The sequence below is a fragment of the Streptomyces abyssalis genome, assembly GCF_001751365.1.
Lineage (GTDB): Bacteria > Actinomycetota > Actinomycetes > Streptomycetales > Streptomycetaceae > Streptomyces > Streptomyces abyssalis.
Genome location: NZ_LJGT01000038.1, coordinates 1,524,507 through 1,546,431, shown reverse-complemented (window position 1 = coordinate 1,546,431; position 21,925 = coordinate 1,524,507). Strand labels below are relative to the sequence as shown.

Sequence of the window (21,925 nt, the reverse complement as noted above, 5' to 3'; positions counted from 1 at the left end):
CGAGAGTCGCTGGGGGGACGGTGACCGTTGCTTTGGTAGGGCGCCTCGTCAGGGTGCCGGCGAATCCTCGTCTCTCGCCATGCCGTGTCGAAGGAGAGGTCCCCCGGACGAGACTTCGTCAGGCGCCAGGCGTACCAGCTGGTCCGAGGTGACAGGAGCCAGCGCCAGAGCGTTGTGCTCATGGTCGGCATCCACTTCCAATGGCCAACTGCGTCGACGCAGGTTCCCGCACGCTCCTCATGTGCCGGTCGTCCGTCTATCGTTCAACGGATCGACGCGCAGGTGGCCGTTGAGCAGTTTCTCCACTCGTGCGGCATGCGCAGGTCTTTGGGCATGCCGCATGCCTTGAGCCAGAATTGTGTAAAGCATCTCCTTCTGAGGTTTGTCAGGGAAGCTACTCAGAAAGTCGCGAAGCACTTCGAGCGCCTCGAATTCAAGCGTTCGCTCATGTTCAGGCCGATACTCCGCGAACGCCTGCGCAGTCTTGGCTATCTCTGTGAGATCGGGAAGGTCGGACCAGTTCGGCTGCTCCTGTTCGGACCAACGCACCAATAGCCCGGCTGGTACGGACAACTCTCGCGCGATCGCCTCCCCCCTCTGCCTCCGCACGGTGTCGACGACAGTCTGCCGACGCTGGGCATCGAGGAGAGCAGTCACAGCGGTCTGGTCGTGAGGGAGTAGATCGAGAGTGAGCGCACCGTGGTATTCGATCGGCGGCGTGGTCGGAAGCGTTCGCACACGGGCCATATGGCGCCAGCACTCGTCCCGAGCTGAGGGCAAATCCGACGGATCACACGCCTGAGAAAGATCGGAAAGCGCTGAGCGTAGGGATGTTCGAACGTCGTGTGCTATGTCGTCGATTGGCGCCGGGTAGGGCGGGCTGTTGAGAACCGTAGCCGTGATTCGAGCGTTGAACCCGATCCCTGGGTAAAGGCTGGGAACCCGGGCGGAGAAGCGAGATAGACGGCGTCGAAGCCTTCTGCGCGCGGCGCGCCGAGAGTTCATATAGAACACGATCAGGACTCCACAGCATCTTCACCGATATGCGGATTGTTCTCTGACGAGGGCAGCCTGAGATCCTTGCGCAGTTCGATGACCGCGTGGTCATATCGGATCTCAGGTTCGCCGAATACAAGAGCGGAGATGGGGCTGGAGTACAGGTGACGCCTAACCACTTCCTGAAGGATGTCGGTGACCGTGTGCTTCGCAACAAGTCCCTCTGAGCGCACGCGAGCCCAAGCGATTAATAGTTGGCGGCATTCGGTGTCAACACGAGGGTCGGCAAGAGCAGCGCTCCAACTATCCACCAACGCATCCCTGACCTGTTGGCCCTTCCCAGCAGCCTCCAACAAGAGCTGCACCACTGAAGGATCAGGATATGGATCGACAAGTGAGAGAAAGGCTCGGTGACCAGCTAGGCCATTCCCTTCCTTGGTCCATTTAGTGACTGACTCCCAGACCCGTGGCAGATGCATTTCGCGAAGGGCGAGCATGTGCAGTGCCTCTTCCGCAATTCGCACTGCGCTATCACGCTCACGTCGACTGAGGATATGTCGCAGGCGGACCATCGCCTGACGGGGATAGCGATCTGCGAATGCACCTTGGCACACAAGCGCAACAACCCGCGCTACCGCCTCAGAGTCGTCCTGAGCCCAAGTGAGAAGTCGAGCGCGGACCGCTGGTCCGAATATGTCAGCCTCTGCAGCGGTGGTTAGCACGTCGGCAATCAATTGCTGATGCTCGACGCTGTCGTTCCCGTTGTCGATCCAGTTGCGAATCTGGTCAATGACGCGGATATCACTCTCGGCAACGGCCAATTGAACCAAGAGGTCGCTAATGTATTCCAGACGGATAACACCGGGCTGTCTGGGTCCGGTGATCGTGTCGACCCATTCCAGCAATGGACCGTGGATATCGGCACGCTGCCGCCACAAATGGAGCAGCACGGCACGCGCATAGCCCGGTTTGTGGTCCACATTTGCTCGCCGTCCAGCGACCTCTACTCCGACGCCTTCTAAGCGAGCGGTTAGGTCGGGCCCACTTAAGATCGTGCGAACATCCCGCACGGGCGCTTCGTTAAGTAGTTTGCGGGCAGCGCTCTGAATTGCTAGCGGGTCCTCACCACTCAGAAAGATTGCTGCGATTAGTAAGGCACGGTCGTCCGGGCTCTCCAATGTGCGCTTGAATACAGAGTCGACTTCAGCGGTCCACTGCTGGAACTGCTCTATGGCCGACGCCAGTCCAGCGGGTGTGTAGTCAACAGAAGCCAGGATGCCCGCGAGTCGTGTGGCGTCCGCCGGACTAGAACGGTCGCTGAGGAGGTGTGCTGCCTCCCCCACCATCTCTGAATCGTTCGTAGGCCACTTGAGCCACTGTCCGCGTTCCGGCATGCAGTGGACGCGTTCCAAGTGAGCCCGCGCTACGAGATGGGGTGATGGTCTGCCTTTGACTCGAACGACCACTTTGGCTAGCGTCCCCGAAACTTCCTCGGGCCAGCCGGCCTCATCACTGATAACTACCAGGTAAGATCCTATTCGTCGCAGGGCCTCACCATGACTGATCAACTCGTTGGCCACTCGGCGCTGGTCCTTCCAGGCACCGATCTCTGCCGCGACATCGAGTAGGTAGCCGGTGCCGGGCTCATCAGGCAACAACGAGGTATCCGGGGTTTCAGGGGTCTCCCAGTCGGGCCGTATCTCCTTCAGTAGCAGGGCTTGTCGACCCCTTCTCTCCAGTATTCTTGAGGTCTTCGACAAAGCCCTGATCCCGATAGCGCGCTTGCCGAATCCAGGGGGACCGGAGACGACTGCAATTCCGGGTCCTATGCCGTCTAACAACTCTGCAGCTTCGGTAGCCGTGGGGATGTTATCCCCGCTGGGAGTGAGCGGCACCCAGGCCTTCCGTACAGCTTCGATGTCACTTCTCGGAATGTCGATTGAGGGTAGCGGTGGTTTGCCCGAGGTATTTACGGAACCTCCGGCGATGATGATCGATGAGCGATCATTACCCTCAACCGATACGTGCAGCGATGTCACTGGGGGGTCAATCCGGGGGAAATCATTGGAATGTGGCATACGTGTAGGGAGAGTACTTTCACTCACCCGTCTCGCTCCGGTGCTCGGTAGACGATGCTGCCACCGGGACTGACGGACCCACCGGAGACGATTACCTGACTATCGGTGTTGCTGTGTGCATTTACTTGCATGCCCGACCTGTCGGGTGTCTCGCTTGCATTATCCACCAGCGCCTGGAGTTCAGTAACGGCATCCGGGTTCTTTTGCAGAAAGGCTGCGAGTTGAATTGTCAGCTCCTGCTGCACTGCCCCGACGAGAGCATCACGTTCATTGTCTGAACTCTCATTGAGGCGCCGATGGGCGGCGTCCAGAAGTTGCAGCTCCTCTTCGGCCGACTTTTCGCCTCCACGACCAAAGATTCCGGACATCGTGTTGCGAACGGACCTCCAACCGGTCATCAACATTTCAGCCACCAGCACACTGGAGGCACCCGTAGCTACTTGCAGAACATCCAAATCCCCCACCCCTGAGTGATCCCTTGTCGCCGATCGAGAAATCTCGGTACGCAAGGGCTCCAGACTGCGGGTGATCAGAGTTAAGGGCAATCGAAAAGATTTTCCCCATTCAGAAGTTGCCACACCGCAACCCTTGAATTCCAGCCAGGCCCGTGTATCTCGCGATACAGGTGTTGCTGAGGGGAAAATGGAGCATGCGGCCGCGCCGATGAGCACGCATGATTAGGCCGATCTCACACTCATGAGCGCCAGCGAATTATGACTCGATCACGGTGTACAACATGGCGAGTGGTAAACAAACGTTGGCTGCATGCAGTGCGACTGCCAGGCAGCCGCATTACACGTCAGGACTGCACAGGTCAGTGGAAGGTGGGCCCTTCCGCTGGTTCGCCGTGCTCCAGGTAGGCAACGCTCGCACTCCGTCGAGCTGAAGCAGCTGCCGCGATGCGTCGAGCGAGTCGCGAGATCGTCACAGCAACCAACTTGTTGACATCGTGAAACGCGAAACCGACCAGTTCGTCCGTCTGCAGCACCACACGTTCGGTATCGGTGCCGCTCAGTACTCCCCCGTCGAAGAGGTACAGCACCTTGTCCCCCTCCCCCGGGTTCGGTGCCCAGTCGACGACCAGGAGTCGGCCGATCGTTGGCGTGATGCCCAGCTCCTCGCGGACCTCGCGGATGCACGCCTCGCGGGGGGACTCGCCCTTCTCGACGTAGCCGCCAGGGATGTCCCAGTAGTCCTTGTACGCGGGCTCGACCATGAGCACTCGGTCGTGCTCGTCGAAGAAGAGCGCGCCCGCTGCCATGCGCGGGCGCGCCATCTTGGCTTCGTGCTCGTTCTCGGCTCGGTGCTCGCTCACCCCACCGACCCTAACCGGCTCACACGACGCGGAGCCGATGGGCCAGGTCGGCGACCGACCGGGAGGGCTGGCCCTTGGTGCCGCGGACCCAGCCGACGACGAGTTCGCGGCTCAGGTAGTGGTGGCGGACCTGTTCGGGGGCGTCCTGCTCGGCTTCGAGGACCTTGTCGAGGGCTTCGTCCGTACGGTTCCAGGCGTTGAGGGCGCGCGCGACCTCGAGGTGGTGCCGTACGCGGCGTTCCGTCGGCAGCGCCGTAACGTCGAGGTCCTGGCCGAGCTCAACCGCGACCTGCATGTCGCCGAACTCCCCCGCTGTGGCCACGCGGTGGATGCCGACGTTCGTCGGGCCGAAGGACGTCCACATGTGGTTCGCGTCGGCGCCGAGCCGGCGAGCGGCGTTCTCGGCTTCCCGGAGGTACGTCTGCGTGGTCGAACGGTCCTCGGCGCGTGCCGCGGCCATCGAGCCAGCGAGGAAGAGCGTCCCGTACACGGACAGGTAGCCGGGTGAGGCGTCGGCGAGCTCTGGTTCGAGCACGGTCGAGGCGTCGTCGACGAGCTGGACGGCGTTCTTGAACCGACCGGTGGAGAGCAGGCAGTGCACCACCGAGCGGAAGAGGGAGCCGGTGACAGAACGGTTCCCGCTCTGCTGGGCCGCGGCAAGGCCTCGGTCGGCGGCCATCCACGCCAGCTCGGTCTCCCCCACCTTGCCGAGCACCTGGGCCGCCCCCTGGTACGTCATGGCCAGGTGTGCGTTCGCTTCCTCGCCCTCGCGACCGGTGTACGAGCGGGCGGCGAGCAGTGCGTCCGCCAGGAGAAGCGGGAGCCGGCGAGTGGCGTAGCCGTAGCGGGATGCCTGGTAGGCGTCGAGGACGTCGGCGATGTTCGAGCGCAGTTCCGGAAGTGCCGGCGGCTCACCCTCCGTCGGGATGCCGAGCAGGGGCGTCAACTGCCGGTAGTCCATGAGAGCTTCGCGAAGTGCGGGGACGGTGCGCCGGCCGCTGTCGGCCGTCCAGTCCATGAGCGTCGGCTCGGCGAGCAGGTCGCCCAGCGACACGTCGAGCGCGTCCGCCAGGGACTTGATGACCGAGAGCCGGTCGAGGTCGATGCGGTTGTTCTCCGCCTTGCTCAGCCAGTCCGTCGTACGTCCGATGAGGCCGGCCAGCGCTTCCTGGGGGATTCCGCGCCGCCGGCGGTACCAAGCGACGCGCTCACCGATGGTCAGGTTCTCCGTCATTCCTCGCATGGACAGAGCTTCACCCCGCGGTCCGGTCGGACCCCGGAAGGTTTTTCCGGGGTGCTGCGGCGTTCCGTTCCTAACGTCATAGCCACTGGAGCAACTGATCGAACCGCAGCACGGCTTGGAGCTCGGGACATGGCACTGACGGAAAGCGAGCGCGCTGAACTGACCGTAGTTCTACGGGAGATGGCTGAGGAAGCCCACGATCTGTCGGACCGGGTGAACCAGCTGTTCAGCCGCGTTACTGAGGACCGACCGCATCTTCGAGCTGCCCGAGCCGACGAGCGAGGCTCTGCATCTCGCCCCTCAACGCGCGGATCTCACCCATGATCGCCTCGTACTCCGGAGTGTGGGCAGATGCCGAGTCGCTCGGCTTGGCCAGCACGTACACGGCCTTGCCGGGCTGGCCGCGCAGCAGACCCTCCCCTTTGAGCTCCGCGACTGCGCGCCGGACGACCGTGACCGAGACGCCGTACTCCTCCATGAGGTCCGCGGTCGACGGGATGGACTCCCCCAGCGGGAGGACGTCGTTCGCGATCTGGCGCCGCAGGTCGTTCATGACCCGTCGGTACTCAGGCAGCCCCGTCTGCTCGCCCACTCCGGATCCTCCTATGTGCACCTGGTCGTCGCCGTACCTAGTTGAGCACATCGCAGATGACCGGGGAACGAGCAGGTTCTCGCCGAGAAAGGCAACACGATCGCTTGACAACTATGTGCACATAGCTCAACCATGTACATACGGCAAAGCAAGGTGGTGCATGCGAAAGCAGCGCCCCTTGCGACGTACTCAGGAGGTTCAACTTGTCCAAGCCGACGACCAACCAGCGGCCGCTGAAGGTGAAGGACATCGCCGCACTTCTCGACGTTCACGTGGCCACTGTCTACCGCGAGATCGAGGCCGGTCGGCTGCATGCCATCCGTGTGGGTGCCGGCCGCGGCACTCTGCGGATCCCGCGGCCCGCGTACGACGCGTACGTGAGCTCGGCGGGCACGGCGCCGGCGGTCGAGGCCGCCTGACGGAGAACAGCAAGAGGCCCCGGCGAGAACGGCCGAACGGGAGCTGCCACTCCTGGTCAACCTCACCGAGGCCCGACATCGCGAGTGAACTGAGGAGTTCAACGATGCTCAATGAGCAGCGTACCGCCGATGTGGCGGTCGATGCCCGGCCGGATGAGCTGGGCAGGTCCCGCACAGTCGCGAGTCTGCGGCTGATCGCGGACTTCCTGGAGGGCTTTCCTGGCCTTCCTGATCTGTACGTGGTGGTGCATACCGACGGCTCGATCGGCGTGCAGGTCTCCGAGTTCGACGGTGAGCCGGGGGAGCGGTGCGAGGCGGTCGCGCGTATCGCGCAGGAGGCTGGCGGTATCGCCCTGGTGAAGCCCCTCAAGGACCGCACGTGGTTGTTCGAGACCCATGTGTTGGTCGGCGGCCGGCAGGTGCAGGTCTACGCCCCGGTCGAGGGCCCTGACACCGGCCGCGGTGGTGATGCGGCGTGATGTCGACGCGTCCGTTCTACGACCAGCGTCCTGCCTGCGCGACGGCTCGCTGCCCGCGCTGCCAGAGCGCGACGTCCGTCTCGCGGTGCCGTACGGCTGCCCGCGAGGTGTGCGGGAGCTGCGGCCACATGTGGACGCCCGGCCCGCAGCTTGAGCGTGAGGGGGTGCGCTGAGATGACTGTTCGTCCTGTGACGATCCGCGTGGTGGGCTCCTCCCGCCCGCACCTGCGCCAGGCCAAGGCGCCGTACGTGCACCCGAACCGCCGTGGACCCGGTGGCCCGCCGGTGCCGGGCGCCGACCCGGACGTGGAGGCCGGTGCCGCGTGCGTCGAGGTGGAGACCGAGCTGTTCTTCACCGACCGGCCCGCGGACATCGAACTGGCCAAGAGTATCTGCGAGTCCTGCCCCGTGCGGGCGGCGTGCCTGGAGCGTGCGCTGGAGAACAACGAGCAGTTCGGCGTCTTCGGCGGTCTGACCGCCAACCAGCGCCGAGCGCTGCGGCGCAAGCGGGCACGGCAGGTCGGCGGTGAGGCCGCATGACCGAGCACACGAACTCGCAGACCAGCCAGGCGTACGTGCTCACGGACGCTTCCGGCCGGCAGTTCGCCTCACTGGCGCCGGCGGCCCAACCGCCAGCCGAGCATGCGGTAGCCGTCGGCCCGCACACGAATGCGGCGCCAAGCTGCTGCTCGCATCACGACCACGGTCAACAGGCGCCTGCACGACGGCAGTTCAAGCCTTCGGCTGTGGGTGTCGGCACCGCCGGCGCGCTGGCGGTGGGCGTCGTCCTGGTCTCACTGCTGCTGTCGGTCGCCGTGGTCGCCATCGCTGTCGGCATCTCGGCTGTCGCGATCACGTGCTGCGTGCTGGTGATGCGCAGCCTCACCACCTACCGCTGACCCGCTCTCTGCTCTCTCGCTCGTCCTGACTCCGCCGGGCCGCAGGCCCGTCGCCTTAGCCCCGTGCGGCCCGGTGGTGCCCTACTTGTGGAGGTTTCTCCTCACATGTCGACCCCGACACGTTCCGAACTCGCCCGCAGCAACACGTATCTGCGTCGGCAGCTGGCCGCGCTGCGGCACGACCACACCGAGCTGCTGGGCGCGTCCCGCGCCGCGGTCGTCGCGCACTACGACGGCCATGCACTGCCGCTCTCCGTCCTCATCGACACCCTCGACCAGCTCGGTCAACTACCCGAGTACGAGCCGCAGCTGGCCGAGGAGCTGCTCACCGGGCCGCTGCCGCTGGCTGGGAGGCGGATCGCATGAGTGCCAAGACCCGCTGCCCGGACTGCGGTTGGCGCCGTACGTACCGGAGCCAGAAGGCCGCTCGCCGCGCTGCCCGCGCCCACAGCTGCCAGCCCGCGCGTACGGGGAGGGCCGCATGAGCGCTCTGATAGCTGCGGCCACGGCTGCCGTACCGCTGGCCGGTTGGGGCTTCCACACGGTGTGGATGCGTCGCCAGCTTGACCGTGCGCGCCGCGACCCGCTCACCGGCCTCCCCGGACGTACCGCCTTCGAGCGGCGTGCCGCGCGGATGCTGCGTGGGGGCCACTGCGCCGTGGTCCTCATCGACCTGGATGGATTCAAGGCCGTCAACGACACCTACGGCCACGCGGCTGGCGACCAGGCCATCCGTGCCAGCGGCTCCAGGTTGACGGAATGGCTGGATGACCGGCCGGCCGACGGCGCCGCTGCTCGCCTGGGCGGCGACGAGTTCGCGCTCGCCGTGCGCGCTGGCGATCCGGAGGCGTTTCACCGGTCGCTAGCCACGCTGCACCGAGGGCTGTGCCTTCCCGTCGACCACGGCCGCGACCGCTTTCAGCTGGGCGCCTCGATCGGAGCCTGCTGGAGCGGCGAACTGCCGCGACCCGATCTGGCGCTCGCTCTGCGGCGTGCCGACGAGGCCATGTACGTCGTCAAGCGCGGCGGTGGCGGTTGGCTTACCGCTGACGGTCCCGCCAGCACTCAGAAAACGGTCAACGGTCGCCGAGCCGGACGACTCGGCGCCTCCCGCGCTCGCGAGGGGAGGGCTGCGTGATGACCGCACGTGTCAACTCCCTCTGGGCGCAAGGCCGGATGGTGGCCTTCGACACCGAGACCACCGGCGTGGACGCGGAGAAGGACCGTGTCGTCACCGCGGCCGTGGTCGCCGTCGGCGGCGGTCGGGCCTCCGACAGCCGCACGTGGATGGCTGATCCGGGCGTCGAGATTCCCGAGCAGGCCACGGCGATCCACGGAGTCACGACCGACCAGGCGCGTGCCGAGGGTTCCGATGCCGCCGACGTCGTCGACGACATCACCGCGGCTCTGGCTGAGCAGTTGGGCGCCGGCGTTCCGGTGGTGGTCTTCAACGCCCGCTACGACCTCACCCTGCTCGACCGCGAGGCGCGCCGGCACGGCGTGCTCCCCCTCGTCGAGCGCCTGGCGGGCCTGGACGTGGCGCCAGTCATCGACCCGCTGGTGCTCGACCGGCAGATCGACCGCTACCGGCGCGGCTCCCGCAAGTTGCCAGCACTCGCCGCGCACTACCGCGTACGCCACGAGTCGGCGCACACCGCCGAGGCCGACGCCCTGGCCGCGGCCCGCATCGCCTGGCGGATCGGCACCCAACACAGCCGGATCGGCAGCGCCGATCTCCTCAAGCTGCACGACGCCCAGATCAGTTGGGCCGCACAGCAGGCCGCAGGGCTGGAGGAGTACCTGCGCCGTACCGATCCCGAGGCATACGTCGAGCCCGCCTGGCCGTACCTGCCCCACTCCCTCGTCGGCGCGAGCAGGGAGGGGTGAGTGGCCATGCGATTCCCCGCCCTGCTCGGGCTTCCCGTCGAGGCAGGCCTGCTGGACGGCTACACGATCGCGCTCACCGTCGAGCGCTACTTCGGCCGGCCCTCGCTCTGGTGGCACGCCTGGGCGCCCGACGGCTCCTACGCGGGCCAGACCAACAACGGCCGCTGGCTGGCGCTGCTCATCGCCCAGCACCGCCAGACCACCTCCTGACCCCCGAACGCTGCTGAATCTGCCTGGAGTTGACCGTGTCGCACCCTGTGCTCATCCCCGTCAACGGCACCGAGCCGCCCGCCCGCGGCGGCCTGGTCGCCGCGGACGGCCGTCCCCTCACACCCATCCCTCCCGAACTCACACCTCGGAGCGCATCACCCGCCGAAGAGCCGACGGCCGACGAGTCGCCGGCGTCCGACGAGGACAACCATGACGACCTGCCGCGGCAGACCGCGGACCCATCGAAGGTGCGCTGGCTGCTGATCGCCGTCGTGGTGCTCGGGGCGCTGGTGATTGCCGCGATCGGCTTCACCGGCTCCTACAGCGCCGTACGGGACCTGGCCGCGCGCAAGGGCTTCGGTGCCTTCGCGCCGTACTTCCCCATCGGCATCGACGCCGGGATCGTCGTCCTGCTCGCGCTGGATCTGCTGCTGACGTGGCTGCGCATCGCGTTCCCGCTGCTGCGTCATACGGCGTGGCTGCTGACGGCCGCAACGGTCGCGTTCAACGCGGCGGCAGCGTGGCCGGACGCGCTCGGCGTCGGGATGCACGCCGTCATCCCCATCCTGTTCATCGTTGCCGTGGAGGCAGCCCGGCACGCGGTGGGACGCGTCGCCGACATCACGGCCGACAAGCACATGGAGGGCGTGCGGCTGGCCCGCTGGCTGCTGGCCTTCCCCTCCACCTTCGGCCTGTGGCGACGCATGAAGCTGTGGGAGCTGCGCAGCTACGAAACCGCGGTGGCCATCGAGCAGGACTGGGCCGTCTACCGCGAGCAGCTGCGCGCCCGTTACGGCCGCAGCTGGCGCCGCACCGCGCCCGAGGAGATGCGGCTGCCGCTGCGGCTGGCCCGCTACGGCGTCCCGCTCGCCGAAGCCATCGACCGCACCCGCCCGGCACCGGACGCACCCGAGCCCGGAAGCACCCCGTCCGCACCGGAGGCACCCCGCCCGGGTGCACCCGCCGCGCCTCCGGACGCGCCTCGTTCGACTGCGTCCCGCCCGAGGACCGGACGCACCCACCGGGCCACCGGCCGGACGCAGAAGGCGGCGACCAAGCCGGGGGCCGAGAAGCCGAGCACCGACGAGGAGCGCCGCGCGCACCTGCGGCGCCTAGCCGCCAACGGACAGGCGCCCGCCTCGATCCGCCAGGGCGCCGATCTCCTCGGCTGCCGCCAGTCCAAGGCCAAGGCGCTCATGGCCGCCGAAGGCCTGCTCACCCCCACCACCCACGGCGCCACCAGCAACGACCGCACCACCAACCAGAAATGAGGTACCGCACCGTGTCCGACGAGATCATCCGCTACAGCCGCTGGCACACACCGCGCGTCATCGTCGCCAACGCGCTCGACGTCCTCGCCGACCTGGCGGACATCGTCTGCGCCCTGCCCGGTCTCTACGCGGGCATCCTCGCCGCATCCGCGGCCATCGGTGACTCACCCACGTACTCGCCGTCGGATGCACCGGGCTTGGCGCTGGCCGCGCTCGCCTGCTTCGGCGCGGGACGCATCGTCCGCCTCGTGCTGACGGCACCGGCGAAGCGGCTGCACCCCGGCTACGGCCACCTGCCCGGCTGGGCCGTTCCCGCCCGCATCCGTACACAGGTGCATGAGCGCCTCGACGAGAACGGCGAGTCCCGCGCGGGCGAGATCGCCGACGAGCTCGACTTGCCCCGCAGCACTGTCAGTTGCGCTCTGCGGTACCTCGCCGCCGACGGGATGGCCGTCAAGAGCCGCTGGGGCGTGTGGACTTCCACCCCTCACGCCCAGCATCGCAGGCCGCAGGTCCCGCTCAGCGGTGGTGAGGCCCGATGAGCCGCCGGCAGAAGGCCCGCCGCCAGCGCGAAGCCGCGCACTTCGCGGCGAAGCGAGCCGCGGCGCCAACCTCCGCTGCTCTGGCCGCCGTTGCATTCGACGAGCTGCGGGCCCGGCTCGCCGACCTCCCCGCGCAGGAGCGCGAGAGGGCTTGGCAGCAGGTCGCCGACGACCTCGACGCCTGGGCCCGCCACTTCGACCGAACTCACGCAGCGTGAGCGGGCGCGTGAAATTCACGGCGACATTCACACGCCCGCCCACGCCAACGCGGAGGCGCGCGCAGGCGCGCGCGACCCCACAATCACCGAATGTCACAAAAGTTGATCTTGAAGGGAGTTGATTCCATGTCGTTCCTCGACGCCTCGATCTCCGTAACCGTCGGTGTGCTGTGCCTCATCGCCGCAGTGCTGCTGCGGACGGTCGGCCGCCGGACGGCCCCACGGCTGACGGTCCTGCTCATCCTCGCCGGCGTGGTGGGGATCGTCGGCACGCCCGTCGGCGGCTGGCTGCGTACGGCGGTCGGCTGGGCGGACACGGCGGTGAACACGGTCATCGGCCGCTACACCGGCGCCGCGGCCGTCGGGCTCATCGGCCTGGTGGCGTTCCTCGTCATCGCGTTCGACCTTGTCAACAGGGCCATCACCAACCGCACGCTCGCCTGCGCCGCCGTGCTGCCGGTCGCCGGGGTGGCGATCCCCGGCACCGCCGGCGCGGTGGTCATGGGCGTCGTCGGCGCGATCGCCGGCGCCTTCGGCGCCATCGGCGGCTTCCTCTTCTGACCCGCTCCACCCATCAACCCAACTCTCTTTGGAGGTGAGGCCCTGTGGGTCTCGTCATCATCATCCTGGCGCTGTGCTGGGCCGTCGGCGACGGCGTCAGCAACGCCACCAGCAGCGTGCGCGAGAACTACCGCACCGGACGCGACCGCCGGCACGCCAAGGCGGACAGGCGGCGCAAGCTCGCCGCCCGCGGCGGCGGCCCGGCACCGCGTAGCGCGAGCTCCGGCGTCAAGGTCGCCTCCGGCGCCGTCACGATCGGCCTGGGCAGCTTCCTCGTCGCCCGCGGCTTCATCGATGGCTTCCGCGCCGGGTGGCCCAAGGGCAAGGAACGCGCCCGTCGTTGGGCCGACACCCGCAGGAACCGCTCGGCCGCCAAGGACAGCGACGGCACGCCGCCGGACGACCCCGGCTCCGCACCCGCCGCGAAGCCGAGCACCAAGGACGACGGCGGCAAGGCGACCGTCCACGTCATCACCAGCGCTCCCTCGGCCAGCGCGCCCAAGACCCCCGCCGCCGCACCGAGCGGCGGGCCTGTCCCCAATCCCTCATCCCCTTCGGGAGGTTCCACACCCGTGTCCATCAACACCGTCACCGGCGGCGAGGTTCACAGCTACGAGCAGCTGCTCGCCGAACTCAACTCCATCGCCGTCGAAGCCCACGCCGAACTCGAGGACGCCCAGGCCGACGCCGAGCGCGCCCGACAGGACGCCGAGCGCATCGACACCATGGTCGGCTCCCTGACGGAGCTGGAGCTGGACTCCGAAACCCTCGGCAAGGTCAGCGCCTTGACCGAGTCCGCAAGCGCACGGCTGGAGGCGGCCAACGCCCGCGCCGTCGCCGCGGAGACGCGCGCCAGCAGCGCGATGGAGACCGCGCAGCACGTCCAGCAGACCCACCAGGCCCTCGCCGAGGCCTACGCCTCGGCACCCGAGGGCGGCGCGAAGAAGGAGTTCTACACCGCCTGACAACCGACGGTCCGGCCCGGCAGCCAGCCGGGCCGGACCCCGGCCCCACCTCGCGCCCCCATCTCCCCTCGTCCGCAGGCCTGTTCAAGGAGCCCCGCGTCATGCTGCGTCGCCGCCCTCGCATCGTCATCCGCCGCTCGAAGCTGGAGACCGCCGTTCTCACCGCCCGCGCGCTCTTCCGCACCAGCCGCGGCATCGTGCGCTTCTCCTGGCGGCACCGCCGTCCCCTCGCGCCCCTCCACGCCGCCATCACGCTCGGCACGCTCGGAGCCGCCTGCGGCGCCGCAGCCGACGGATGGAAGACCGCCCTGCTCCTCGACGCCTCGCTCGCCGCTGGCACCACCTGGTGGCTGCGCCGCCGCAGGCTCAAAGACCGGCCGCTGCGGCCCCGCGAGCGCGCCTACGCACTGACCTCCGCCGGTACGGCCGGTGCCCTGCTGCTGGCCATGGCCGCCCGCGGCGGCATCGCCCCGCCCATGCCCGGCCTGCTCCTGATCTGGCTCCTGGCCGCCGGCATCCCCTGGTGGTGGCACCACCGCATCCGAGACGTCGACGGCGCCCTCGGCGAGGAGATCGAGCTGTGGGAACAGCGCGTCGCCCACGACCGCGGCGCCCTCACCGGCTCCTGGCTCACCAACCTCGTCGGCCGCCAGGACGGCAACGGCATCGGCGCGCTGATCAACCTCCCGCCCGGTGAACTGACCACCGAGCAGGCCGTCGCCGCCACCGGCCGCATCGCCTCCGCCTTCGGAGTCCCGCCCTCATCCGTCGTCATCGAGGCCACCGCCGAGGGCGCCAACAACCAGGCCGAACTCGCCGTCTACAAGCGCAACCCGCTCCAGGCCGTCCACCCCTGGCCCGGCCCCCAGCTGCTCGACCACGTTGCCGGCATCGCGCCGATCGGCGTCTACCCCGACGGCGGCCACGCCCTCTACCGCTTCTGGCGCCCCGGCTCCGGGCCCGTCCACGACCTCATCGCCGGCACCACCGACGCCGGCAAGTCCCGCCTGCTCGACCAACTCCTCGCCTACGAGCGGCACTCACCCCTGATGGTCTCCTGGGTCATCGACCCCCAGCGCGGCCAGTCCCTGCCGGACTGGCAGGACGCCGTCGACTGGTTCGCCGACTCCGTAACCGAGGGCAAGAAGCTGCTGAAGGCCGCGCAGCGGGAGATGTACCGCCGCAACAAGCTGCTCGCGCGCATGGAATGGGTCGACGAGAAGGGCCGACTGCGCCGCGGGAAGGCGTCGTTCACGCCCACCGAAGAACTGCCGCTGCTGTGCCTGACGATCGAAGAAGCCCACGCCGTCCTCGCCGACCCGCAGAACGTCAAGATCGTCGAAGACCTGGCGAAGATGGCCCGCAAGTGCGGCATCAAGCTTCGCCTCGTCACCCAAGTCCCGCTGCTGGCCCAGCTCGGCAACTCCATGACCCTGCGGGACATGGTCGCCGCCGGCAATGTGGTCGTCCTGCGCACCGCCAACCGCCTGTCCGGGCAGGTCGCCTTCAACGGCACCATCCCCGCCGACCCGCACGCCCTGCCCCGCGAGTTCCCCGACGGCTCCTCCAGCTCCGGGCTCGGCTACAGCCTCGGCCCCCAGGCCCGCTCGTCCGTCATGCGTACGCACTTCGTCGAGGACCCCTTCGAGTGGGCCACTACCGGCGAGACGACGACCCTGTGCGCCGAGGGCATAGCCACCGCCGGCACCGACTACGTCACCTGGCGCCAGCGCCGCGACGAGGCATGGGGCACCCCCGAACCCGCCGACGAACCCGCGGCCGTGTCCCTCGACAAGAACGGGGACGCCGCGGACGCCGACGTCGACGAACTCGCGCCCGTCGTCCCCGCCGACGACAGCGCCAAGAGCGCCATCTGCACCTACCTCGCCGGACGCGACCAGGCCCGCACCGGGGTCATCGCCCACGACCTCGACATCCCGCTGCCCACCGTCAGCCAGTCCCTGCGCCGCCTCGCCGCCGAAGGCCGCGTCACCCGCGTCCGGCACGGCATCTGGGCCACCGCCGACACCGACGCCGCCGAGCGCGACGACGCAGCCGCCTGAACTTTCCTCTCCCGCACGTCACTTGTGGAAGGCCGTACGTGAGCCAGCCAACCCAGCACGACCACTCAAACAACATCCGCCCCTTGCGCCCCAAAGATGGCGAGGCGGGCGGCCTCGACACGTCCATGCCGCACGACCTGGACGCCGAGCAGGCCGCCCTCGGCGCCATGCTCCTGCAATCGCCCGGCCTCGACCCGATCGCCGACGTCACCGCGTTCGTCGACGCCGACGATTACTACCGGCCCGCGCATGCCACCATCCATACGGCGATCGTCGGCATGCACGAGCGCGGCGAGCCAGTCGACCCCATCACCGTCACCAACTACCTGCGCAAGAGCGGCGACCTCGACCGCGTCGGCGGCCCCGGCTACCTCCACAGCCTCGTGCAGAAGGTACCCACCGCAGCCAACGGCGCCCACTACGCCGAGATCGTCGCCGAGAAGGCCGTCGAGCGGCGCATCATCGAGACCACCACCCGCACGGCCAGCCGCGTCCGCACCGCCGGCGAGGCCGGCGTCGACATCGCCGCCGACGCCGAACGCGAACTCGCCGCCCTGCGCACCGCCGAGCGCTGGCCCCCGCCCGTCCCGCTCGGCACTCACGCCGCGCTGCCCGTCTTCCCCGTCGACGCGCTGCCGCAGTGGGTCGGCGAACACGTCGCCGCAGTCGCCGAGTTCACCCAGACCCCGCCCGACATGGCCGCCACCATGGCCCTCGCCGCGCTCTCCACCGCCGCCGGCGGACGCGTCCACATCCAGATCCGACCCGGCTGGGTCGAGCAGTCCAACCTCTACCTCGTCTGCGCCATGCCGCCGGCTTCCCGCAAGTCCGACGTCTTCGCCCTGATGACCGCGCCCATCTACGAGATGGAGAAGCAACTCCAGGACGCCTCACGCGCCGCCCGCGTCGAAGCCCAGACCGCCAAGGACGCCGCCGAGGCCGAAGCCGAAGCCCTCATGGCCAAGGCCCGCAAACCCGACCAGGCCTCAGAGCACCTGGTCGCCGAGGCCTCCGCCGCCCGCATGCTCGCTGAGGACATCGTCGTCCCGCCCAAGCCGCGGCTGACGGCCGCCGGCGACATCACCCCCGAACCGCTCACCCACCAACTCGCCCTGCACCGGTGCCTTGCCGTGCTCTCTCCCGAGGGCGACCTCTTCGACATCATCGCCGGCCGCTACAGCGCCCGCCCCAACCTCGGCGTCTTCCTCAAGGGCCACAAGGGCGAACGCCTGGAGACCGACCGCATCACCCGCGAACAGCCCTCCATCGACAAACCGGCGCTGACGATCGGCATCACCCCGCAACCCTCAGTCCTCCAGGACCTCGGCGACGCCCACGGCGCCCGCGACCGCGGCCTGCTCGCCCGCTTCCTCTACGCCCTCCCCGCCTCCAACCTCGGCTACCGCAAGACCCGCACCACACCCGTGCCCGACGCCGTCGCCCACACCTACGCCTCCCGCCTCGACGCACTGCTGCGGACGCTGACCGACCTTCCCGAACCGGTCACCCTCACCATGGACGCGCTCGCCGACCAGGCCGTCGAAGAACTCCAGGCCCAACTCGAAGTCCAGCTACGGCCCGGACAGCCCCTCGAACACCTCCAGGACTGGGCCGGAAAGCTCGTCGGCACCACCGCACGCGTCGCCTGCCTGCTCCACCTCGCCGACCACCTCACCAGCGGCTGGGGCCAGCCCCTCACCGCCGACACTGTGCACCGGGCCGCCGACATCACCGGCTACTACACCGAGCACGCCCTGGCCGTCTTCGACCTCATCGGCTCCGACCCCGCGACCGAAGACGCCCGCACCATCCTCAACTGGCTCAGCCGGGCCAAGGCCGACGGCACCCACCGCCGCACCATCAAACGCCGCGACGCCGTCGCCGCCTCCCGCCGCTTCCGCACCGTCAGCCAGGTCGATCCCGCCCTCCAACTCCTCGAAGCCCACGGCTACCTCAAGGGCGAAGAACCGACGAGAACCGGCCAGCGAGGCCGACCGGAGTCCGCTACGTACCGCGTTCACCCGTCCTTGCACGCCCCCGTGGAGGACGCCGATGCCCGCTAACTGTCAGCAGAATCAGCACAAACAGCTGACCTGCGAAAACAGCTGTCAGCACGGTGTCAGCAGATGTCAGCACAGTCAGCACAACTCCCGGAGCTCCCAATTACTGCTGACAGTGCTGACTTTCGCTGACACCCGTCAGCAGCTCATCAGCCCAGCTCAGGGATTTGTGCTGATTCTGCTGACGGTCTGCGCCCTCCAAGCGCGTCCGCCGCCCCTGCGTTCACCCTCCGCAACTGCGCCTGCCCGGCCGAAAACCACCGGAGATCCCACCATGCGCATCCGCCTCCACGGCGCCGAAGACGAATGCCGCCGCACCGGCGACCACCTCGCCGAGCACCTGGACGAGCTCGACATCAGCCGGCCCTACCCCGACCGACCACCCAGCCACCTCGTACGCCTCTACCTCACCGCCAACCCGCCAACCAGTGCCGCCACTTCAAGGGAGATCGAAACCCCATGACCAAGACCGCACTTGCGGAACCGCCCGAGGACGACGACCGCAACGGAGGCCAGGAACCCGGGCCAGCAAGGCAAAAGCGCGCGTACCGCGTGAACATGCGCGACGGCATCCTGAAGCGCGGCGCCACCTGGTCGTACGTCGTCAACGTGTACGACCCGAAGACCGGGACATCCAAGCCCACTTGGGTCGGCGGCTTCGAGACCGCCGAAGAAGCCAAAACGGAGCGCGACAAGGCTCGCGTCAAAGCACGCGAAGGCAACTACGTACGTCGCAACCGCATCACCGTAGCCGCCTACCTCGACGACTGGATAGCGGTGCACGCCGCCGAGATCAAACCCCGCACTCTCGACAGCTACCGGGGCGTCATCGACCGCTACATCGTTCCGCACCTCGGCAAGATGCCGCTTCAAGATGTCCGCCCCGCAACGATCACCCGCTTCTACATGGAGCTCAGGAGCAAGGGCGGACGCACCGGGCACGGGCTGTCACCCCGAACCATCGACTACGTGCACGCCGTGCTCCGACGCGCGTTCCGCGACGCGGTTGTGGTGGAAGAGCTGCTGTCCAACAACCCTGTGGAGCGGGCGAAACGACCGCGTCGCGAGGTGCATGAGCCAAAAGCCGTCTGGGACAAGACACAGCTGCGACGCTTCCTTGCACACGCCGCCGAGCACAGGCTCGGCGCCTTCTACCACCTCGCCGCATACACGGGCGCACGCCGTGGCGAGCTGCTGTACCTGCGTTGGTCAGCCGTGGACCTCGACAAGCGCGAGCTGACGATCCGCGGCTCAACGGCCTTCGTCAAGGGCGAGCGCATCCAAGGCTCGACCAAGACGGGGCACAGCCGCGTCATCAGCATCGACCAGACGACCACCCAGGTCCTGAAGCGGCACCGCGACATGCAGGACGCGGAGCGACATCAGCTCGGCATGGGACCGACCCAGGCAGACGACTTCCTCTTCGCCAACGAGGCCGGCGAGCAGATCCACCCCGACACCGTGACATGGCTTATGTCGAAGCTGATCACCTCGTACAACGCCCCGGCTAAGGACGACCCCCCGGCGGAGCCGCTACCGAAGGCGCGGCTGCACGACCTCCGCCACCTGCACGCGACCATGCTCCTCTTGGCCAAGGTCCCCGTTCACGTGGTCTCAGCGCGCCTCGGGCACCGGGATCCCGCAATCACGCTGCGCGTGTACGCGCATGTCATCAGCGACCGCGCTGTAAACGTCGCAGACGCCTTCGAGAGGGTCGTGGAGGACAACAACGCCCCGGAACAGCAGTACCGTTAGCCGGGAAGATCGAAGAGGCGGTCCCCCACCTTGCTATGGCCTCTGGGCAACCTCACCAGAAGTCCCTTTAGTGTTTCTCATGGCTTCGTTCTCCCTGGGCCGCGATGGTTTCTCCCGTAGGGGGGTTGGGGGCACCTACGCTGGGGTGCACGACTGTTGGGGATGTACCAGTAACTCGTTGGTGCGTGACGGGGGTTGAGCGTGTGGTGAGTTCGGATATCGCGCAGTGGGTGCAGCAGGCCGCCCCCGCTGTGACGGCCGGAGTGAGCGCGTATGGTGCGGCCGTGCTGACCCGTGCTCAGGATGCTGCTGCAGACGCCACGGTGAACCTGGGGCAACGGGTTCTTCAGACCGTGTGGCGTCGTGGAGACGAGCAGGGCCGCGCGGAGCTGGAGCAGGTGGTGGACGATGCGGCTGATGAGCAGGATGAGGCGTACACCAGGGCCGTCCTGAGCAGGCTCCTCAAGCGCGCGTTGCAGGACGATCCCCAGTTGTGGGAGGAACTATCCGCAATGGTGCCCGCCCCCGCGAGCAGGGTGAACGTTACGGCTTCTGGTGAGCGGTCGATTGCAGGTCAGCACATCGGTACCGCGATCACCGGTGACGGTCACACCACGCCACAGTCATGAGCAACGACGGTAGGTCCGAGCCACGCATCGTGGCGCCCGGGCAGCGTGCGATCGCAGCCAAGCGGATCGACCACGCTCACACTGGTGATGTCCTGCCTGCCGAGGCGTTGCATGCGCCTAAGAGGGTCAGTGCGCCCCCGGAGACCTCGAACCTTCCGCCAGTTCCTTTGTGCCTGGGGCGGCAGGACGAGCTGGCCGAGCTGCGGCGTGCCTTGACCGATCAGAGCGAGGGTGCGATCACACAGAGCGGTGCAGTGCACGGTCTGGGAGGGATCGGCAAGAGCACCCTCGCCCTGCACTATGCCCACCACTACCGCAAGCGCTACAGCCTGATCTGGTGGCTCAACGCCTCATCTCCCGACGAGATCGAGACCTCACTTGCTGGCCTTACGCACACACTGGCTCCGGACTGGGCCGATAGGGCCGAGCGGAGTGCGCAAGTGGCCTGGGCCAGGCAGTGGCTGGCCTGGCATCCGGGCTGGCTGCTGATCTACGACAACGTCGAAAATCCCAATGATCTCGCGCCCTATACCGGCGCCCTCCACCAAGGGCACCACCTGGCCACCAGCCGCCGTACCACCGGCTGGCCCGACAACGCCTTCACCCTGACGCTGGGAAACCTCGACCTCGAGAACGCCTCCGCCCTGCTGTGCCAGCTCGTCTTCAAAGATGCCGGCCCCACTCCACGGCAGCAGGTGGACGCCCGCGCTCTGGCCGCCGACCTTGGGCACTTCCCGCTCGCGATCAAACAGGCTGGCGCCTACCTCGCCCAAAACCGCGGTATCAGCCTCGATGCCTATCGTCGCCGTCTGCCAGCCAAGCTCGACAAGACCGCCCATGGCACCGACGCCGAACACAGCGTCGCCCGCGTCTGGAACGTCACCCTCGCCGCGTTGGAAGAGGCCGATCCGCTGGCGGTGGAGGTCCTTCACACCGCTGCGTGGCTCGCCCCCGACAGCATCTCCCACAGTCTGCTCAGCTTGCCCGGAACGGATCCGGACGAGGTCGCGGAAGCTGTCGGCTTGCTGGCCGCGTACAGCATGGTCAGCGACACCGGTTCCACTGTCGGCGTCCACCGCCTGGTCCAAACCGTCCTCCGCACTCCGCCCCGGACGGGTAAATGTCAGCCACTTCGGCATCTCCACGGACGCGCCCGCGCCGAACAAGCCGTACTTCACAGCCTCACCCCACGACCTGGCCAACACTGCCCCACCGAAGAACAGTGGGACAGCCTCACCCCCCATCTCATCCACCTCGCCGCCTTCGCTCCCCCTGAACACCGAAACGACTCGCTCACCGAGGCATACGTCACGGCCGCGAACCGCCTTCACCAGCAAGGCCGCACCCTTCGCGCCGGCCCCCTGTGGGAGGCCGCGCTCACCCAGTACGAGCAGGTCGCGGGTGACACTCATCCCGACACCCTGAACGTCCGCAGCAATCTCGCTCACGCCTACTACTCGGCGGGGGACCTGGAGCGCGCCACCGCCCTGCTGGAGGCCACACTCGCTCAGTGTGAGCGGGTCCTGGGTGACACTCACCCCCGCACTCTGGCCAACCGCAATGATCTCGCCAGTGTCTACCAAGCGGCGGGGGACCTGGAGCGCGCCATCCCCCTGCTGGAGGCCACACTCGCTCAGTGTGAGCAGGTCCTGGGTGACACTCACCCCGACACTATGACCAGCCGCAACAATCTCGCAGGCGCTTACTGCCAGGCGGAGAACCTGGAACGCGCCATCCCCCTGC

24 protein-coding genes and 1 pseudogene are annotated in these 21,925 nt (G+C 67.8%); 19 read left to right on the top strand and 6 right to left on the bottom strand.

The features are described 5' to 3' along the window. Positions 1-237 precede the first annotated feature (237 nt). From AN215_RS29585 to AN215_RS14035, 6 genes are all read right to left on the bottom strand, one after another. Positions 238-657 carry a hypothetical protein gene (locus tag AN215_RS29585; protein WP_139140738.1) on the bottom strand — a complete coding sequence of 140 codons (420 nt, stop codon included), beginning with the start codon at positions 655-657 and terminating at the stop codon, positions 238-240. Positions 658-1,016: 359 nt separating this feature from the next. After that, entirely contained in the window at positions 1,017-3,035 is a 2,019-nt protein-coding gene (locus tag AN215_RS29580) for a hypothetical protein (RefSeq protein WP_139140737.1), read from the bottom strand. Positions 3,036-3,097: 62 nt separating this feature from the next. After that, positions 3,098-3,652, bottom strand: coding sequence for a hypothetical protein (locus tag AN215_RS29575; RefSeq protein WP_139140736.1), 555 nt, complete (start codon positions 3,650-3,652; stop codon positions 3,098-3,100). 236 nt (positions 3,653-3,888) lie between these two features. Then, entirely contained in the window at positions 3,889-4,350 is a 462-nt protein-coding gene (locus AN215_RS14045) for an NUDIX domain-containing protein (RefSeq protein ID WP_070009577.1), read from the bottom strand. A gap of 58 nt (positions 4,351-4,408) precedes the next feature. After that, positions 4,409-5,632 carry a helix-turn-helix domain-containing protein gene (locus tag AN215_RS14040; RefSeq protein WP_245694438.1) on the bottom strand — a complete coding sequence of 408 codons (1,224 nt, stop codon included), beginning with the start codon at positions 5,630-5,632 and terminating at the stop codon, positions 4,409-4,411. 235 nt (positions 5,633-5,867) lie between these two features. Beyond that, on the bottom strand, positions 5,868-6,224 hold the full coding sequence (locus AN215_RS14035) for a GntR family transcriptional regulator (protein WP_070009409.1): 357 nt from the start codon (positions 6,222-6,224) through the stop codon (positions 5,868-5,870). A gap of 203 nt (positions 6,225-6,427) precedes the next feature. Here AN215_RS14035 and AN215_RS14030 point away from each other — a divergent pair, with 203 nt between their 5' ends. From AN215_RS14030 to AN215_RS30080, 19 genes and pseudogenes are all read left to right on the top strand, one after another. Further along, complete coding sequence (locus AN215_RS14030) at positions 6,428-6,643, top strand: helix-turn-helix domain-containing protein (RefSeq protein WP_070009408.1); 216 nt, start codon at positions 6,428-6,430, stop codon at positions 6,641-6,643. A 104-nt stretch (positions 6,644-6,747) separates the two neighbouring features. Further along, positions 6,748-7,122 carry a hypothetical protein gene (locus tag AN215_RS14025; RefSeq protein WP_070009407.1) on the top strand — a complete coding sequence of 125 codons (375 nt, stop codon included), beginning with the start codon at positions 6,748-6,750 and terminating at the stop codon, positions 7,120-7,122. Positions 7,123-7,296: 174 nt separating this feature from the next. Next, entirely contained in the window at positions 7,297-7,662 is a 366-nt protein-coding gene (locus tag AN215_RS30750; protein WP_079122962.1) for a WhiB family transcriptional regulator, read from the top strand. Further along, positions 7,659-8,021 (top strand): hypothetical protein, encoded by a 363-nt coding sequence (locus AN215_RS14015; RefSeq protein WP_070009406.1) that lies wholly within the window; start codon positions 7,659-7,661, stop codon positions 8,019-8,021. Before AN215_RS30750 ends, AN215_RS14015 begins: the two co-directional genes overlap by 4 nt. A gap of 105 nt (positions 8,022-8,126) precedes the next feature. After that, entirely contained in the window at positions 8,127-8,387 is a 261-nt protein-coding gene (locus AN215_RS14010) for a hypothetical protein (protein WP_070009405.1), read from the top strand. Positions 8,388-8,502: 115 nt separating this feature from the next. Then, a complete protein-coding gene (locus AN215_RS14005) occupies positions 8,503-9,159 on the top strand; it encodes a GGDEF domain-containing protein (protein ID WP_070009404.1) in 657 nt (218 codons plus the stop codon). After that, entirely contained in the window at positions 9,159-9,908 is a 750-nt protein-coding gene (locus AN215_RS14000; protein WP_070009403.1) for an exonuclease domain-containing protein, read from the top strand. The genes AN215_RS14005 and AN215_RS14000 overlap by 1 nt, the downstream gene beginning before the upstream one ends. Beyond that, positions 9,909-10,118 (top strand): hypothetical protein, encoded by a 210-nt coding sequence (locus tag AN215_RS13995; protein WP_070009402.1) that lies wholly within the window; start codon positions 9,909-9,911, stop codon positions 10,116-10,118. Positions 10,119-10,375: 257 nt separating this feature from the next. Beyond that, positions 10,376-10,994 (top strand): annotated as a pseudogene (locus AN215_RS30360) (DUF2637 domain-containing protein); the annotation flags it as partial. Positions 10,995-11,400: 406 nt separating this feature from the next. Then, entirely contained in the window at positions 11,401-11,931 is a 531-nt protein-coding gene (locus tag AN215_RS13985) for a helix-turn-helix domain-containing protein (RefSeq protein WP_070031167.1), read from the top strand. Then, positions 11,928-12,149 (top strand): hypothetical protein, encoded by a 222-nt coding sequence (locus AN215_RS13980; RefSeq protein WP_070009400.1) that lies wholly within the window; start codon positions 11,928-11,930, stop codon positions 12,147-12,149. The genes AN215_RS13985 and AN215_RS13980 overlap by 4 nt, the downstream gene beginning before the upstream one ends. A 126-nt stretch (positions 12,150-12,275) precedes the next feature. Continuing rightward, entirely contained in the window at positions 12,276-12,710 is a 435-nt protein-coding gene (locus tag AN215_RS13975) for a hypothetical protein (protein ID WP_070009399.1), read from the top strand. A gap of 44 nt (positions 12,711-12,754) precedes the next feature. Then, on the top strand, positions 12,755-13,675 hold the full coding sequence (locus AN215_RS13970; RefSeq protein ID WP_070009398.1) for an RAD23 family protein: 921 nt from the start codon (positions 12,755-12,757) through the stop codon (positions 13,673-13,675). A gap of 101 nt (positions 13,676-13,776) precedes the next feature. Continuing rightward, on the top strand, positions 13,777-15,738 hold the full coding sequence (locus AN215_RS29240) for a hypothetical protein (RefSeq protein ID WP_070009397.1): 1,962 nt from the start codon (positions 13,777-13,779) through the stop codon (positions 15,736-15,738). Positions 15,739-15,821: 83 nt separating this feature from the next. Beyond that, entirely contained in the window at positions 15,822-17,801 is a 1,980-nt protein-coding gene (locus AN215_RS13960) for a DUF3987 domain-containing protein (protein WP_139140734.1), read from the top strand. A gap of 271 nt (positions 17,802-18,072) precedes the next feature. Continuing rightward, positions 18,073-18,261 (top strand): hypothetical protein, encoded by a 189-nt coding sequence (locus AN215_RS13955; RefSeq protein WP_070009395.1) that lies wholly within the window; start codon positions 18,073-18,075, stop codon positions 18,259-18,261. Continuing rightward, positions 18,258-19,553 (top strand): site-specific integrase, encoded by a 1,296-nt coding sequence (locus AN215_RS13950; protein ID WP_216093802.1) that lies wholly within the window; start codon positions 18,258-18,260, stop codon positions 19,551-19,553. Before AN215_RS13955 ends, AN215_RS13950 begins: the two co-directional genes overlap by 4 nt. Positions 19,554-19,837: 284 nt before the next feature. Beyond that, a complete protein-coding gene (locus AN215_RS13945; RefSeq protein ID WP_245694437.1) occupies positions 19,838-20,182 on the top strand; it encodes a hypothetical protein in 345 nt (114 codons plus the stop codon). Continuing rightward, on the top strand, positions 20,179-21,925 hold a 1,747-nt coding region (locus tag AN215_RS30080), incomplete at its 3' end, for a tetratricopeptide repeat protein (protein ID WP_079122961.1). The genes AN215_RS13945 and AN215_RS30080, both read left to right, overlap by 4 nt.

Excerpts from the sequence above, each read along its gene's own strand:
- AN215_RS14045 (WP_070009577.1), bottom strand. The coding sequence starts at position 4,350 with ATGGCGCGCCCGCGCATGGCAGCGGGCGCGCTCTTCTTCGACGAGCAC.
- AN215_RS13975 (WP_070009399.1), top strand. The coding sequence starts at position 12,276 with ATGTCGTTCCTCGACGCCTCGATCTCCGTAACCGTCGGTGTGCTGTGC.
- AN215_RS14040 (WP_245694438.1), bottom strand. The coding sequence starts at position 5,632 with ATGCGAGGAATGACGGAGAACCTGACCATCGGTGAGCGCGTCGCTTGG.
- AN215_RS14005 (WP_070009404.1), top strand. The coding sequence starts at position 8,503 with ATGAGCGCTCTGATAGCTGCGGCCACGGCTGCCGTACCGCTGGCCGGT.
- AN215_RS14010 (WP_070009405.1), top strand. The coding sequence starts at position 8,127 with ATGTCGACCCCGACACGTTCCGAACTCGCCCGCAGCAACACGTATCTG.
- AN215_RS14015 (WP_070009406.1), top strand. The coding sequence starts at position 7,659 with ATGACCGAGCACACGAACTCGCAGACCAGCCAGGCGTACGTGCTCACG.
- AN215_RS30750 (WP_079122962.1), top strand. The coding sequence starts at position 7,297 with ATGACTGTTCGTCCTGTGACGATCCGCGTGGTGGGCTCCTCCCGCCCG.
- AN215_RS13980 (WP_070009400.1), top strand. The coding sequence starts at position 11,928 with ATGAGCCGCCGGCAGAAGGCCCGCCGCCAGCGCGAAGCCGCGCACTTC.
- AN215_RS14025 (WP_070009407.1), top strand. The coding sequence starts at position 6,748 with ATGCTCAATGAGCAGCGTACCGCCGATGTGGCGGTCGATGCCCGGCCG.
- AN215_RS14000 (WP_070009403.1), top strand. The coding sequence starts at position 9,159 with ATGACCGCACGTGTCAACTCCCTCTGGGCGCAAGGCCGGATGGTGGCC.
- AN215_RS29240 (WP_070009397.1), top strand. The coding sequence starts at position 13,777 with ATGCTGCGTCGCCGCCCTCGCATCGTCATCCGCCGCTCGAAGCTGGAG.
- AN215_RS13950 (WP_216093802.1), top strand. The coding sequence starts at position 18,258 with ATGACCAAGACCGCACTTGCGGAACCGCCCGAGGACGACGACCGCAAC.
- AN215_RS13955 (WP_070009395.1), top strand. The coding sequence starts at position 18,073 with ATGCGCATCCGCCTCCACGGCGCCGAAGACGAATGCCGCCGCACCGGC.